The sequence below is a fragment of the Neolewinella agarilytica genome, assembly GCF_900110645.1.
GTDB classification, from domain to species: domain Bacteria; phylum Bacteroidota; class Bacteroidia; order Chitinophagales; family Saprospiraceae; genus Neolewinella; species Neolewinella agarilytica.
In genome coordinates this window covers 185,182-200,618 of the sequence record NZ_FOFB01000008.1, presented here as the reverse complement: position 1 = coordinate 200,618, position 15,437 = coordinate 185,182, and the positions used below count along the sequence as shown (strand labels likewise).

The 15,437-nt window shown below is 54.4% G+C and carries 10 protein-coding genes; 4 read left to right on the top strand and 6 right to left on the bottom strand.

The annotated features are described in order from the left end of the window. The first annotated feature begins 42 nt into the window (after positions 1-42). Positions 43-1,920: an ABC-F family ATP-binding cassette domain-containing protein gene (locus BM123_RS09470; protein ID WP_090167635.1), complete on the top strand. Its 1,878-nt coding sequence runs from the start codon at positions 43-45 to the stop codon at positions 1,918-1,920. A gap of 88 nt (positions 1,921-2,008) precedes the next feature. Here BM123_RS09470 and BM123_RS09465 read toward each other — a convergent pair whose 3' ends face one another. After that, positions 2,009-3,040, bottom strand: a complete 1,032-nt coding sequence (locus BM123_RS09465; RefSeq protein ID WP_090167633.1) for a hypothetical protein — start codon at positions 3,038-3,040, stop codon at positions 2,009-2,011. Positions 3,041-3,319: 279 nt separating this feature from the next. After that, positions 3,320-6,199, bottom strand: a complete 2,880-nt coding sequence (locus BM123_RS09460; RefSeq protein ID WP_090167631.1) for an ATP-dependent Clp protease ATP-binding subunit — start codon at positions 6,197-6,199, stop codon at positions 3,320-3,322. 165 nt (positions 6,200-6,364) lie between these two features. Between BM123_RS09460 and BM123_RS09455 the strand changes: the two genes are divergently transcribed. Further along, a complete protein-coding gene (locus BM123_RS09455; RefSeq protein WP_090167629.1) occupies positions 6,365-6,607 on the top strand; it encodes a hypothetical protein in 243 nt (80 codons plus the stop codon). Then, on the top strand, positions 6,608-6,958 hold the full coding sequence (locus BM123_RS09450) for a type II toxin-antitoxin system PemK/MazF family toxin (protein ID WP_090167628.1): 351 nt from the start codon (positions 6,608-6,610) through the stop codon (positions 6,956-6,958). A gap of 2 nt (positions 6,959-6,960) precedes the next feature. On the opposite strand, the gene BM123_RS09445 is transcribed toward BM123_RS09450, so the two are convergent. Then, a complete protein-coding gene (locus tag BM123_RS09445; RefSeq protein WP_090167626.1) occupies positions 6,961-8,397 on the bottom strand; it encodes a carboxypeptidase-like regulatory domain-containing protein in 1,437 nt (478 codons plus the stop codon). Beyond that, positions 8,398-8,994 (bottom strand): RNA polymerase sigma factor, encoded by a 597-nt coding sequence (locus BM123_RS09440; RefSeq protein WP_090167622.1) that lies wholly within the window; start codon positions 8,992-8,994, stop codon positions 8,398-8,400. It lies immediately after the preceding gene. A 72-nt stretch (positions 8,995-9,066) separates the two neighbouring features. Between BM123_RS09440 and BM123_RS09435 the strand changes: the two genes are divergently transcribed. After that, positions 9,067-10,491, top strand: coding sequence for a nicotinate-nucleotide adenylyltransferase (locus BM123_RS09435; RefSeq protein WP_090167619.1), 1,425 nt, complete (start codon positions 9,067-9,069; stop codon positions 10,489-10,491). A gap of 37 nt (positions 10,492-10,528) precedes the next feature. Here the strand turns inward: BM123_RS09435 and gldD are convergent, their stop codons facing one another. Both gldD and BM123_RS09425 read right to left on the bottom strand, forming a co-directional pair. Further along, positions 10,529-11,128 carry a gliding motility lipoprotein GldD gene (gldD, locus tag BM123_RS09430; protein ID WP_090167618.1) on the bottom strand — a complete coding sequence of 200 codons (600 nt, stop codon included), beginning with the start codon at positions 11,126-11,128 and terminating at the stop codon, positions 10,529-10,531. Next, the gene (locus BM123_RS09425) at positions 11,128-15,264 is read right to left on the bottom strand and encodes a DEAD/DEAH box helicase (protein ID WP_090167617.1); all 4,137 of its coding nucleotides are present in this window, start codon (positions 15,262-15,264) and stop codon (positions 11,128-11,130) included. The genes gldD and BM123_RS09425 overlap by 1 nt, the downstream gene beginning before the upstream one ends. Positions 15,265-15,437 lie beyond the last annotated feature (173 nt).

Here is a 15,437-nt window from a genome sequence, read left to right as displayed (position 1 = left end):
GATTGCTTAGCGAACCAACGGACGGACTAAAATACCTGCAATTTGGTTTACCTCGAACTCACGAAAGTCTCCAAAATCTACGGCGAAAAGGTTCTCTTTGATCAAGTGAATCTACAGGTGGCGAAGAACACCAAAGTAGCCCTGGTAGCCAAGAACGGAACGGGAAAGTCTACCCTGCTGCGGGTAGCCGCAGGTATCGACTTGCCGGAAGGTCTGGGCTCAGAGATTTACGTGCACAAAGATGCCCGGATGGCCTACCTGCCGCAGGAGCCGGACTTCGGCGTAAACGATACGGTGATGGACGCCGTCTTTGACTCCGACAATGAGATGGTCAGGGCCGTGCGCGACTACGAGGAAGCACTCTCCCGCAGCGATCAACCCGAAAAACTGCAGGACGCCCTCACCCGGATGGATGAACTCCAGGCCTGGGACATCGAGGCCCGCATCAAGGAAGTATTGAGCAAGCTCAACGTCGACCGCTTTGACCAACGGGTGAGCACCCTCTCCGGAGGCCAGCGCAAACGCGTGGCCCTGGCCAAACTCATCATCGACGAGCCCGACCTCATCATCATGGATGAGCCGACCAACCACCTCGACCTCGACATGATCGAGTGGTTGGAAGAATGGCTGCAATCAACGAACCTCACGCTCCTGATGGTAACGCACGATCGCTACTTCCTGGAGCGGGTCTGCAACCGCATCATCGAGCTTGACGGTGGAAACATCTACCACTACACCGGCAACTATTCTCAGTTTCTGGAGAAAAAAGCCACCCGCGAAGAAACCGAGTCTGCCGAATTGGCCAAGGATAAAAAGCGGATGAAGAAAGAGCTCGAATGGGTGCGGCGGATGCCCAGCGGACGGGGCACGAAGGCGAAGAGCCGCATCAACGCCTTCCACGAACTGAAGAGCAAGGTGGGCTCCTTCCGGCAGGAGGAAGAGCTGAAACTGGAGATCGTCGGTCAGCGGCTGGGCAGTAAGATTCTGGAGGCGCATAACATCAGTAAATCCTACGGCGACCGGACTCTGGTAAAAGGATTCAGCTATAAATTTCAGAAAAAGGAACGCGCCGGTATTGTGGGCCGCAACGGGGCGGGTAAATCCACCCTGCTGCACATGCTCACTAAAGAGCTGGAGCCGGACACCGGCAAGGTCGTCCACGGCAGCAACACCGTCTTTGGTTACTACACCCAGGACGGGATTAATCTGGACCAGGATAAGCGCGTCATCGAGGTGGTCCGCGAGATCGCGGAGTTTATTCCGCTGGCGAAGGGGCTGAAGCTGACCGCTCGTGCCCTGCTGGAGCGCTTCATGTTCAACTCGAAGCAGCAACAGGTTTACGTAAGTCAGTTAAGCGGTGGTGAAAGGCGGCGACTCTATCTGCTCACCATCCTGATGAAGAACCCCAACTTCCTCATTCTCGATGAGCCGACGAACGACCTGGACATCATGACGCTCAACGTGTTGGAAGAATTCCTGATGGACTTCCCCGGCTGTGTGCTCATCGTGTCTCACGATCGCTTTTTCCTGGACAAGATATGTCAACACCTCTTCATCTTCGAAGAGGATGGTAACCTCCGCGACTGGAACGGTCTTTACACCGAGTACCGGGAAAAGCGCAAGGAGGAACTGGCGGAGCAGAAAGCCGTCCTTGCCGAAAAAACGTCCGCTGCACCTGCGCCCGCGCCCAAAAAAGCAGAACAGCCCCAGGAGCACATTTCGCAGGAGCAACGCAAAGCCATTCGCCGCGTAGAAGGCCAACTCAAAAAGCTGGAGGAGGCGAAAGCGAAGATCAATAAGCAGTTTCTGGATCCCTCCGGGCTCGACAACGAAAAAATCGCTGCACTTGGCAAGGAACTCGCCGAACTCAACGAACAGATCGAGGAGAAGGAAATGGAGTGGATGGAGTTGGTGGGATAGGGATGTCTTAGTCTTTTGGTTCGTTGGTATTTTGGGCTGCCGCATGTGGGAAGAGACAGTCCAAAACACCAACGCACCAAAAGACTAACTACCCAAAACTCTGCCTGAAGTCCTTCTCCAGCGCCAGCCGCAAATGCGCCTGCAGCACGTCTCCCATCGTATTACAACGGGCGAATCGACTCGTTTGATGGTGGTCATTTAGCTCTCGTCGCAGCTGCCGGATTTTTTCGGGCTCGGAGATTTCGTCTTCCGTAATCACCTTGAGCAAATCCCGTACGCGACGGTTACCCGCCTTGATGCGGGCCCCGATCATGGCCCGTTCTTCCAGCTGGTATTGCCGGACGGCCTGCGGACCGATGTGCTCGATACCCATCAGAATGATGGGGTTATTCTCTTTAAAAAACTGCGGCAGGTAGAAATTTTTCTTCCCCTCGTAGCATTGCTGATCGAAGTCGATGGCCCGGAAACGAAACTGGCTTCCTTCGATGTCTGGCGTGATGTCAATCACGTAGTTATAGGCCCGCATATCGCCCAACAGGCGCACGAAACAACGCTCGTTGAACTTGACGAACTCCTTCGCCATCCGAATCTGGTTGAAGGTGATGTCGTCCAGCTTATCCTTGAAAAAATCATCGCCGGGGATGCCGGCAATGTGCTCTTCAATCAGTGTCGGCCCGTCGATGAGATAGCGGACGCTTTCCGGGCTCAGCAATTCCTCCAACTCCAGGCCGTAGACGCGGTTAGCGTCAGATTTCTTAACGTAGAAGTGATCGTAGTTATCATTGAGCCGGTTGATGATCCGGACGCGAAACGGGCGGGTGTTACCGAACAGACAGTAATCTACCCGGGCTACTTCCAGGTGCTCCAGGGCCGTCATGTCCCCATCCATCCGCAGTAAAGCGTAGATTTTCCGCAAGCCGTTGAGGATAAAATCCCGCTCGTGTTCTTCGTAATAAATCGTCTGCCAGAGGGTATCTTCCCCTTCATGGTTGATCAGGGCGGCGGTTTGGCTGAACCGATCCAGGTCTTCGTATTGCAGCGGCAATTTCACCTCGCGACGATGTTGGCGCAGGTAATTGCGCAGTGGCTCGCGTACGGGGATGATGGGCTTCTTTTTCATCGTCCGCTCAAGGTAACAACTGCAACTTTAGTCCACGCTCGAATGGTTACCTATTTGCGGCTGTTTTCGGTTTTCCGGGCGCAAAGCGCAGGTCCAAAGAAAGCTTAAAAGCAGGGGGGATCCCACCGCAAGACTTACGTTATGTTGTTTGGTGGCCTCCATCGTCTTCGCGGGTGATGGGGGCTGCTTTTTTAGTAATGTAGTATTGTAGTCGGTAGTAATGTAGTCCCTTTTAGCATGTGTGCCGGGCACTACATTACTACCGGCTACAATACTACATTACTTTTTCTTCTTCTCCTTCTTCACCGCCTCCGTAGCGTCCAGCAGTTCCTGCGTAGCCTTCTTCAGCTCGGCCACGTTTTCTTTGCTTTCCTCTTCGGCCTTTTCGCTGTCTTCTGCTTTCGGCTTGGATTTTCCTCCGCGTCGGCTCCGCTTCCGCGGCGCTTTTTCGGCCTTTTCCTTTTCCTCTGCTTTAGCCTTTTCGGCCAGCACGGCTTTGGCTTCAGCAGCGGCTTCCTCGTCTACTTCGGCAGCGGGCTCTTTCTTCGGGAAGGGCTTTTTACTGAAGGTGAGCTTGTCCTTACCAGCGTCGGCGTAGATGGTGTCTCCGGCGACGAAGTTACCCGCAATCAGGTCTTTACTCAGTTCATCGGCCAGGTCAGCCTGCAGTACGCGCTTCATCGGGCGCGCACCAAACTGCGGGTCATAGCCCCGCTCTGCAAGCCAGTCCAGGGCACGTTCGCTGATCTTGATCATCATTCCCTGGCGGGCGAGCATCTTCTCCGTCTTACGCAGCAGCAGACGGGCAATTTTCTTGATCTCTTCCCGGGAAAGAGGCAGGAACATAATACGTTCATCGATCCGATTGAGGAATTCCGGACGGAGCTCCTCTTTTAGTGTATCGAAGACTTCCTCTTTGGTAGTAGCGATGATTTCGCCCCGGTGCTCGTCTCCGACGCTGGCCAGGTCTTCGAAGTTCTCCAGAATCTTATCCGCCCCCATATTGGAGGTCATGATGATGAGGGTGTTCTTGAAGTTGGCTACGCGGCCACGGTTATCCGTGAGGCGGCCATCATCGAGCACCTGCAGCAGGATATTGAAGGTGTCCGGGTGAGCCTTCTCGATCTCGTCGAGCAGAACGATAGAGTAAGGCCGTTGGCGAACGGCTTCGGTCAGCTGGCCACCTTCGTCGTAACCAACGTATCCGGGAGGGGCCCCCACCAGGCGACTCACGGTATGCCGCTCCTGGTATTCGCTCATGTCGATGCGGGTGATGGCTTTATCGTCGTTGAAAAGGACTTCAGCAAGCGCCTTGGCCAGCTCCGTTTTACCGACACCGGTAGGGCCCAGGAAAATGAAAGAACCGATGGGCCGGTTCTCATCCTGAAGGCCGGCGCGGGAGCGCCGGACGGCATCAGAGACGGCGCGCACAGCCTCGTCCTGACCGATGAGCCGCTTGTGCAGTTCATCCTCCAGTTTGAGCAGTTTTTCGCGCTCGCTCTGCAGCATTCGCTGAACGGGGATACCGGTCCAGCGGCCCACTACTTCGGCGATGTCGTTAGCCGTTACTTCTTCGTTGGTGAAGCGCTTGTCATCAGGCAGTTCTTCTAACTCCTTTTCAGCCGCTTCGATCTGCTTTTGCAGGTCCGCTAACTGTCCGTAGCGAATCTTGGCGACGGTCTCAAAGTCACTGGCGCGTTCTGCCTTGTCGGCTTCCAGTTCCAGTTCTTCCATTTGCTTTTTGAGGTTCTGGCTATTGTCCACCAGATCCTTCTCGTTGCGCCAGCGGGCCCGCAGGCTGTCACGGCTTTCACGGGCGTTGGCGATCTGCTCTTCGATCAACTTCAGCTTGGGGGCACTGCCCTCCCGCTTGATGGCTTCTTTCTCAATCTCCAGCTGGCGCACTTTACGGTCGGCTTCGTCGATTTCCTCCGGTACGCTATCCAGCTCCAGGCGGAGACGGGCGGCAGACTCATCGATCAGATCGATGGCTTTGTCTGGCAGGAAGCGATCGCTGATGTAGCGGTTACTTAGCTCAGCAGCAGCAACGAGGGCTTCATCGAGGATCTCGATCTTGTGGTAAACTTCGTAGCGCTCCTGCAGTCCCCGCAGGATGGAGATCGTGTCTTCCACACTGGGCTCATTGATGCGTACGGTTTGGAAACGACGCACGAGGGCCTTGTCTTTCTCGAAGTACTTCTGGTATTCATCCAGGGTCGTTGCCCCAATGGTGCGGAGGTCTCCACGGGCCAGCGCAGGCTTCAGGATGTTAGCCGCGTCCATAGCGCCGTTGCCTCCACCAGCACCGATGAGGGTATGTATTTCGTCTACGAAAAGTACGTAGCGGCCGTTACTGTTGGATACTTCCTTAATGATGCCCTTTAGGCGTTCTTCAAAGTCACCCTTGTATTTCGCGCCGGCCAGCATGCCGGCAATGTCGAGCACAAATATTTCTTTTGACTTCAGGCTTTCCGGCACGTCGCCCTTAACGATGCGCCAGGCAATACCTTCCACAATGGCGGTCTTACCAACTCCAGGCTCACCAATTAAGAGCGGGTTGTTTTTCTTGCGACGGCTGAGGATTTGCAGTAAACGACGGATTTCTTCGTCACGCCCCACAATGGGGTCCAGCTTTCCACTCTCCGCCCGCTGGTTGAGGTTGATCGTGTACTTTTCTAAAAGATTGTAAGTGTTGTCGTCTCCGGGCTCACTAACGGTTTTCCCTTTACGCAGATCCTGAATGGCGCCGCGGATACCATCGTTGGTGGCACCAAGCTCCTTCATAATGCGAGCTCCTTTATCACTGGCTCCCTGTATGATGCCCAGCAACATGAGCTCAATACTGATATACTGATCACCAAAATCGGTCAGCATTTTCTTCGCCCGACTCAGGGCCCGGTTGGCGTCATTCGTCAGAAATTGCTTCTGCGCTCCCTTTACTTTCGGATAGTCCGTCAGGGTTTCTTTGATCTCCCGCCGGACGGCAGCGGTGTCAACGCCCACTTTCTTGAAGATAAAATCAGCAACGCTTTCGTCAACCGTGATGATTCCGGCCAGCAGGTGAGGTGTATCCACCTGTTGCTGATCCATCTCTTTAGCAATCTTTTGGGCCTGAATGATGGCCTCCTGAGCTTTAGTAGTGAAATTCTCGTACGTCATAGGGACGCAAGATAAGGTTGAGCAGCGGTATCTTTCAGGTCAGGCGACAAGGAAGATCGGATTGACGACGGGCCAAGCAAATCCATCGACCAAATGCTGAAACTTTAACAACTTCACATTGGTTTCAGGGTATACCTTTACGATATACTCAAAATATATACTGGCATGAAAACCATTTCGCTAAAAATTGATGATCACATCTTCCAGGAGACGGAGAAAATAGTGGGTGAGCTGCAGCAAGCCCGCAACCGCTATATCAACGAGGCCCTGGCTAGTTACAACCGCATTCAACGGCGTAAACTGTTGAAAGAGCAACTCGCTTTTGAGTCTGAGCTCGTTCGGGAAGACTCCATGGAGGTGCTGGCGGACTTTGACGATACATTACTGGAAACTTTACCCAAGGACTAAATGAGCTATCAACGATTTGAGCTCTGGCTGGCGAATCTTAATCCACAAAGCGGAACGGAAGTCGGTAAAACCCGCCCCGTCGTGATTGTGCAATCGGATATGCTCAATGCCGCCGGCCATCCTTCAACGATGGTTTGCCCACTAACGACCAATCTGAAACCCAAAGCCACCATCTTGCGCATTCACCTGAATGAAGGAGATGGCGGTCTTAATGGTCCGGGAGACATTCTGGTGGATCAGGTGACGGCTATCGATAACCGGCGTTTCCGCCGGAAGCTGGGAGATTTGCCGGAGGCAGCAGCGGAACAATTGGTGGATGCGCTTCGGATAGTACTGGACCTGGAAGATTAGCCCTACTCAAACACCACCTTAAAATAAACCCGGACCGGCTCCTCCCCCTTCACTACATTCCAGATGGAGGTGTTCATGATGGTGGTGCCGATGTAATCCATCGTCGCCTGCTCCGGTTGGCCACGGAAAATGAAGTCACTGAGCATTCCGTCCGTATCCACCAGGAAGCTAAACTTGATTTTACCCGCAGGAATACCCTCGGGTTTGTTTTCCTCAATTCGTTTACGAAGGGCATTGTACCCTTCTTCGGGCAGCGCGTAACCGGGCGTGTCGTCCAGTGGTATCTTAGTGGATTCCCAGGATTTTTTCCACTCTGCGTAGTCCACTCTTTTTTCTTGTTCCAGGGTGATTTGCAGGTCAGCGCCCAGGCTTTTTACGTCGACACGCTCCTCGTTAAAATCGGGATGAGAGATATCCAGCATGGTTGCTGTTGCATCCGCAGAAATTTGGAAAACACCGTTGCTATCCGTTCGCTGACCGATGGGCAGGCCAGGCTGACGTACCAAAGCATTGGCAACAGGTTCTCCGTTTTCGTTGGTAACGCGACCGCTAAGTATTGACGGACCATTGCTAATGCCCGCAGTTGTAGCTGCAGTAACGGACATATCATCCGCTTCCGCCCGGGAGCGTTGGCTGCGGCTACGGGAAACGGATGCCCGTTCCTGTTCCGCTCGTGCTTCCAGTTTAGCGGCAGCCTCGTCAGTCCGTTGCACGGCAGCGGGGGACGGGCGGCGGATTGCCGGTGGAGCCGTAGGGGCAGCCGTCGTAGGAGCGGCGACGAAAACCTCTTCCGCAATGTCGTCATTCATCTCTTCCTCTTCAGCAGTAACCGGGGGCGAAGGAGGTGGGGGCGAGCTTACCACTACGTCTTTTTGTTGTCGGGGGGCAGGCTTTGGAGCAGCAGCGGAGGTAGCGGCGCCGGGGCGCAGGTCCGATGGTTCGTTTTCAGCAGCAAGGGGAGTCGGGGCTTCTGCCTCAGCGGCCTGGTCGGGCTCCGGGGCGGGAGAAAACTCCGGGGCGGGCGTTTCCTGAATGGGCTCTGTCTTCATGGCTACATCCGTTGCGAAGGCTTCTTCCTGAAAGCGGGGCAGCAGAAAAACGGCCGAGATGAGCAGTAATAAGACGGCGGCGGCAGCGTAGTAGCGATAGCGTTGGAGGGGGCGAACAACGGCGCCTCCAGCGGGGCTTTCACTGCCCTTAACCTTACTTTGCACCGGCGTCCGCGCCCCTTGTCCTGCCTGCTGGCGAACGCGGGCTTTCATCCGCTCCACCCGTGCCAGATGGTCTTCTTCCGGAGCGGACTGCAGGCCCTGCATAGCGTCCCGCAAAGTCTCGTCCTTCCGGGCCAACCGCTCCAGCTCCGCCTCCTCCGGGGCGGTGATGGCGCCGCTCAGGTAGCGACGCAGCAACTCGGTGATGTTAGGATTCGTTTCGGACACTTATTCGGTTGATTTTTCCCGCCCTTCCAGGCAGGTTTTAAGGTTACGGCGGCCGTTCTGCAAATGAGAACGCACTTTGCCTACACTTAGGTCTAGCTTTTCGGCAATGGACTGATAGCTCTCGCCCTCCTGCAGGTAAAACATCCGCACGCAGCGGGCTTGTTCTTCCTTCAGTTGCTTCAGACAGTGATACAGCGGGCGGGTATCGTTGTTGGTTTGATGATTTGATTCAGTGGATAGATGCAGCAAGCGGTCGGATTGCATAAGCTCCGCGTCGTTATTTCTCAGCGGGTCCCGTTTTTCGCGACGGAGCTGCATCAGACAGTGATTGCGGACGGTGGTTTGCAGCCAGGATCTGAAATTTTTGATTTCGTGCTTCGGCAACTTTTCCATCAGCACGGCCCAGATTTCCATGCCTGCATCTTCCGCCCGTTCCGGTGTGCCGAGGTAACGAATTCCCAGAGCGTAAATCAGCTCCGCATGCCGCTCGTAGAGCGGCAGGAGATCATCCGCCGCGCCGCTTTCCTGAAAGCGGGCGAGGAGATCGGCGTCGGCCGTGTCTGGATTAGCCGTACCGGTGTTTAGGTTTCGGAGCATGGGATGGGCAAGATACGGAGGAAGAAGGGCAAACGCCGTATCTTGCCCTCACGTTTCACAAGCCTTCCTTCCATGCCCCAACGTCAATTACTCGAGACCGATCAGAAAGCCCTCGAAATCAATCTGAATCCGAAAATCTACGGCACCTTCGCTGAGATTGGTGCGGGGCAGGAGGTTGCCCGTTACTTCTTTCAGGTCGGCGCTGCCGCTGGCACCATTGCCAAGACGATGAGTGCTTACGATAAAGTGTACTCCGACCAGATTTATGGCGTTGAGCCCTCAGGGCGCTACGTTTGTGAAAGCCGGATTCACAAAATGATGGATCACGAATACGAATTGATGGTCGACCGGCTGCGACACGACCGGCCGGATGCCACCTTCTTCGTCTTCGCCGATACCGTAGCGGCAATCAACTACAGCCGGACCATTCGGGGGAACGGCTGGTTAGGGCTTCGCTTTCAGCTGGATTGTGCCGCTAACACCTATAATGACCTGGCCTTACACGTTCGGATGCTCGACAATGACAACCAGCTGCAACAGCAGGCTATTGGCATTCTGGGGGTAAACATGATCTACGCTGCTTACAATTATCACGACGATCCGGAGACTTTGGTCCTCAGCCTGATGGACGGACTGAAGGGGCGTATCGCCATCGACATGATCGTGCTGGAAGGACCAGACTTCCCGGTCGATAACCGTTTACTGAGCCTCTGGTTGGTAAAGCATGGCCTGACGGACATCACGATGTTCAACCCTGCAGGCCGGAGCATCCACCCCAGTGAGTTTCTGTACCGTAAATCCGTGATGGTCGTTCGGGGAAGCTTCCGCCCCACCACCCTGGTCAACGAGGATATGCTGCGGGCGGGCTATAAACAATTCCGGGAATCCGAGGGCATCGACCCCACTAAAAGCTTCCTGCTCACAGAACTAACGCTGGACAACCTCCAGCACAGCGCTGAGCTCAACGAACGGGATTTTCTGCACCGCGCCACACTACTCAATGAACTGGGGCAAACCGTTATCATCTCCAACTACGAGCGGTACGGCGATTTGATCGAATACCTCAGCCTCTATAAAGTAGCCCCGGTCGGCATCGTGCTGGGCGTTAATGAATTGCTGCAGCTCATTAACGAAAGGTTCCGGGACAATCAGGACGGCCGGCTGTTGGCGGCCTTCGGGGAGATCTTTACCCGTAACGTGAAGCTCTACATCTACCCCGCCCGGCAGGAAGGGTCTTCTGACCTGATGACGGCGCAGAACGTGCCCATTCCGGAGGGTGTAAAGTTCCTGTACAAGCACCTGCTGGATAGCGGGCAAATTGTTGACCTGACGGATTTCCATGCAGAACACCTGGACATTTACTCCAAGAATGTACTGAGCATGATCCGTGCCGGAGAAGACGGTTGGGAGAAAATGGTGCCGGAGAAAGTAGCGCGTATCATCAAAGAGGACAACCTCTTCGGGTACCCAAGTGAAAAACTGGCCTTTGATTATTAAAAGCTGGTTTGGGAATTCGCTCTAAGGCGAACCGTACTTACTGCTCCCACTTAAAAGTTTCCACCATCCGGAAGATGTCCTCCTTAGCGTAAGCAATGATGGGAGCGAGAGAATCTGGCCGGACTTCCGCATCGAAATACAGCGCTCCGCGCAGGAAATGGGTCGTGCTGTCCGTCAGGAAGAACTGAAACGGGCTGGCCGCTGCGCCTGCAATATCAAAAGCTACCCCGTGTACATCTGCATCATCGCGATGGATGGCAATTTCCTGGATGTCGCTCGCCCGTTTATTATGAACGTTCATTAGTTTGAAGGCCTCATCTCTTAGCCCCTCAAAGGCCTCGTAGGAGTCGATGGGGTAATAGGAAAAGTGAACACTCCCGTTGAGAGCCTCGTCAAAACGAAGGTCAAACCAGCAAGAGTCCGGCGGAACTTCTTCAAAAAAAGTGTCTTCTTTTACCATAAAAGACGAGACGGGCTTTTCGAAACTGAAGGAGCAGTAGTCGTTTTTTGCCAACTCATATTCCTGAACCGGGTAGTTCACCCGGGGATAAGACCGGGGCTTAGGCACGGGAAGAACCTCTTCTCCACAGGCGGTAAAGAGAAAAGAAAACAACAGAAGGTAACAGAGATGGCGCATTAACCGAACTTGATCAGATCGAGCAGATCGTCAGCGGAGAGGCTGGCACTTTGTTCTGTACCTGCCAACAGGCTGTCTGCCAGATCACGTTTTTGATGGTGTAATTCAACGATCTTTTCCTCGATAGTATTTTCACTGACGAAGCGATAAACGGTAACGGGACGCTGCTGCCCGATCCGGTGCGCCCGGTCACTGGCCTGATCTTCCACGGCGGGGTTCCACCAGGGATCAAGGTGAATGACATAGTCAGCTGCCGTAAGCGTAAGCCCTGTTCCACCAGCCTTGAGGCTGATGAGGAAGACGTCTCCATCTCCGCGCTGGAATGCCTGAACGGCTTCATCCCGTTTTTTACCGGGTGTGCTACCGTCGAGGTACTGATACTCGATTCCTTCTTCACGAACCCAGTCTTCCACCAGTTTAAGGTGGCGGACGAACTGAGAGAAAATCAGCGCCTTATGCCCGCTTTCCACGATTTCCCGCACCGTTTCAGCCAGTAACTCCAGCTTGCTGGAACCGATGTTTACCGTCGGGTCCACCATTTGAGGGTGGCAGGCTGCCTGGCGCAGCTTCATCAATTCAGCCAGAATCTGGAAACGCTTGTTGGGGCCTTCGCTATCGTCAATCTGCTCAAGGGCACGCTGCCGCAGTGCTTCGTAGAAAGCACGTTCCGGAGCCGAAAGCTCAACGGTAAGGGTAACTTCTGTCTTCGGTGGCAATTCTTCGAGCACTTCTTCCTTCCGGCGACGAAGAATGAAGGGTTGAATGAGCCGGCGGAGTTGTTGCCGGCGTTCATTGTCGTTGTTCTTCGTGATCGGAACGGTGTACTTATCGTTGAACCGCTGGAAGGTGCCCAGTAAGCCCGGGTTGAGAAACTGAAACAGGTTCCAAAGTTCTCCCAGGTGATTTTCAATCGGAGTACCGGTTGTGGCAACCCGGAAATCACCCTGAAGGCTCATCGCTACCTGGCTGCGTTTCGTGCCTCGGTTTTTGATGGCCTGCGCTTCATCAAGAATGATACAGCCGAATTTTTTTGCCGCCAGTGCCTCTCCTTCGAAGGGAAGCAAGCCATAGCTCACTACCAGCATATCGTAGGGCCCTACGGAGGCGATGACTTCTGCCCGGTCTCCGCTTCCCAGCAGCACCGGGTTGAGGGTTGGGGCGAATTTGGCTGCTTCCCGCACCCAGTTGCGGGTAACGGAGGCGGGGGCAATGACCAAGGCCGGGCCTTTTTCGGCCCGGGCCTGGAGCATGGCCAATCCCTGGATGGTCTTACCCAGTCCCATGTCATCGGCCAGACAGGCCCCTACCCCCCAATCAGCCAAACGCATCAACCAGCGGAAACCGTCGAGCTGATAGGGCCGTAGCTCCGCCTTAAAGGTGGAGGGGACACGAGCGATGGTTTGCCCTACGGACTGTATCCGTTGCAGGCTTTCCCGCCAGGCAACGTCCACTTCAAAACCGCCGAGTTGATCGGCAACATCGTCCAGAATCCCCGCAGCCAGCGGGTGTAGTTGCAGGCCGTCTTTGCCGTTGCTCAGCAGCCCTTCCATCTCGCGCAATTTGCGGCGGAGGTTTTCCGTAAGGGCTACATACTGGCCTTCGCTAAGCTGGATAAATTTGCTCTGTTCGTTTTCCGCCACCTTATCCATCAGCTCCCGGAAGTTGATGACCTGATTGTCGTCGACTACCAGCTCTCCTTCCACGTCAAACCAACCGGCTTTCTCTTTCACCCCGAGGCTCAGGTCCCCGAAGTCGACACTACCCACCAGGCGTATTTTCTCTCCGCGGGGGTGCTCTAATACGATGTGGTCCAGTGCACGTAATGGCTGCAGTTCGAGCAGGATGTTGAGACAGTCTTCAACTTCATCAACCTGCCATTCGTAATCCCGGTGCACCAGTTTTTGCAGCGTCGGGGTATCGATAATAACTTTCTCGGCAGCCTCCAGCTCCCGGGCCATATTGCGTTCAGCCAGGCGGCGCTGGCCATCTTTTTCACCGATCACTTTGCTGCGGCCACGGCCAGGCTTAAAGTATTGGTCATCGTCCGGAAGCGGCTTTACGAAAAACTCCACCTTAAAGGTTTCTCCAATAGGGAGAAGGTGGACGTAAGTCCGCTCGTCTGTCTTCGCCTCATCCACGTCATCAATTACGCCACTCAGGGTGCTTTGCACCTCGACAACCTTGCTCAGGTTTCTGCTCACTTCCTGCAAGCGGTGACGGGCCCTTTTGGGTATCTCCAGTCCATCGCCAATTTGTCGGTGGATATTATCATGGGACTCATTGACTTCAATGACCTGATACCGGGTAGGCGTCTCCTTAACGACCTGAACGCCCGTACCGCTGAATTCCTGCGCGAAACGGAGGTAAAGGCGATTATCACCTTCTTCAATCAGAAGCTGAGGGTTTCTGCGCACCAGGTCTACGCCTACCGCAGGGTTCTGGATGAGGTATAGGTTAGGGTGGCCCACCAATGCCAGTAAGGCATCCTCGTAGCGGATTTGATAATGGCCGTTAGGGTGATACTTGCTGTAATCCTCTTCAATGGCCTGGGCGACACTGACGTCTTGGGGAGTCATGCCCGCCACTTCTCCCTGCTTGACGCGCTTGAGGGCAACTTTACGGCCCTTGGACCAGCTCCCGTTTTTACCAAGTGTTTGCTCACGCGGTTCGAGCTCTTTCTTTTCAAAATCCACGAACCAGACAAAACGGGCAGTCTTTTTTGACCGCTTATCATTACGCTGTTCTGAGGGGCCCATGCTGGCCAGGACCTCGAGCGCTCGTTCCCAGGGCTCAATGCGAGGCATCGCATCGGACAAAGAAAAGATGTGCAGTTTTTCACTGAGTGCATCCGCCCGGGCGGCAAAAGCTTTACGCGCATCCTCCTCAGGATGCCGGGAAGCCAATACTTTGGTGATTTCCATCTCCACCCAGTGGTAGCCGTTCACCTGGGCTTTGTCCCGCAGAGCGTCCAGCATCTCCAGGTAGGCTGTATCGACCGGGTCGGTGGAACTGTCCGTCCACATCCGGTAAAGCGCCTGAAAGGTGTGGGTAAAAGCATTTTTCTCCGCCCGCATCAACCCATCGCTTGCTACCAGTTGGGCATGCTCATCATTACGGAGGTAGGCGAATAAGGATCGCAGAACCAGATAGGTGCCTCCGAGGCGCAGGTTCTGCGTTGGGTCAATGCTTTCCAGGTGGCGACCAATCCCTTCCGCACTTTTAACCCCGCCGTTCCGCAGCAGTGCCAGCAGATAAAAATATCCCGCCAGGTGAGCGGGGAACTTGCTGCCAAATTCTCTTTCATATCCCTTCCGAACATCGCCAATTAGCTCCAACGCTCCTTCATCATCGTCCCGCAGAACATGATAAACAAGGTTCATAGCGGCCTTACGCCAGGGCTCCGTTTCCAGGTCAGCCCAGAGTTGTAGCCGGCTCCAGGCCCCTTGTAAGACGAAGGCTTCACAGAGCAGCTCGCGGAGAATCCCGGCGGAGGGTTCCCGGATGCCATCATATTGTTCCAGAAATTCTACCAAAGGAGCTAGTGGTTCCAACGTCAGAATTGCTTTACGGAAAGCGTTGCGGACATTGATTTCCTGCCAGGCTGGTAATAGCTTGTCAACCCAGCGGGCATCGAACTCGGCGAAAAGCGGATTAATGAAAATACCCGTTTTTGCCTGATCGGGATAGAAGGTTTCCGTCTCTTTCTGCAGCCGGTCAAAATTAGCCTCTTGCTGCAAGTAAAAAGCGATGCGAATTTCACGCATCAGCGCGAATGGGCTGGAGGGTTGCCAGTAGGTCTTGTAGGGTAACTCCCGACGGACCTCATTGAGCAGGTGAGGAAAGTCCGGCCGGCGGCTGGCACGCCGCATGATGGACTCACTGTGCTCTTCGGCAATGCGCCAGGTGCGGTCGTCATGTCGGTCGGCAATACCCAGTTCGTGCAATTTATGGACAATCTGCTCCGTAACTGCATGGGTAAAACGAGACTCGCCAACTGGCGGCTGCAGGCCAATTTTGTTAAGAAGTCGGGATAGGTCAAGCACGGAACGTTCTTCGTAAACCACGCTCAGGGCAGTGGCAACGTCTCGTTCGGTGGCAGAAAGGTTTGTCCAGATCTCGCGAAAAACTCCGTTCATTCGGTAGGGGGTTAACCCTTTCTAAAGGCGCGAACGGAAGCATTAGTTGTCCCTTAGAACTGTTTTTTTATCTGGGGGAACTTTCATGCGCGAACGCAGGTGCCAAAGAAGACCGGAGGAGCCTTGCCAACTCCCTGTAATTGAGGGTTTAATAATAAAGAAGTAGATTGAAG

Coding starts and splice junctions, on each gene's coding strand:
- gldD (WP_090167618.1), bottom strand. CDS start 11,128: ATGCGCCATCTCTGTTACCTTCTGTTGTTTTCTTTTCTCTTTACCGCC.
- BM123_RS09455 (WP_090167629.1), top strand. CDS start 6,365: ATGAAAACCATTTCGCTAAAAATTGATGATCACATCTTCCAGGAGACG.
- BM123_RS09460 (WP_090167631.1), bottom strand. CDS start 6,199: ATGACGTACGAGAATTTCACTACTAAAGCTCAGGAGGCCATCATTCAG.
- BM123_RS09425 (WP_090167617.1), bottom strand. CDS start 15,264: ATGAACGGAGTTTTTCGCGAGATCTGGACAAACCTTTCTGCCACCGAA.
- BM123_RS09465 (WP_090167633.1), bottom strand. CDS start 3,040: ATGAAAAAGAAGCCCATCATCCCCGTACGCGAGCCACTGCGCAATTAC.
- BM123_RS09440 (WP_090167622.1), bottom strand. CDS start 8,994: ATGCTCCGAAACCTAAACACCGGTACGGCTAATCCAGACACGGCCGAC.
- BM123_RS09450 (WP_090167628.1), top strand. CDS start 6,608: ATGAGCTATCAACGATTTGAGCTCTGGCTGGCGAATCTTAATCCACAA.
- BM123_RS09435 (WP_090167619.1), top strand. CDS start 9,067: ATGCCCCAACGTCAATTACTCGAGACCGATCAGAAAGCCCTCGAAATC.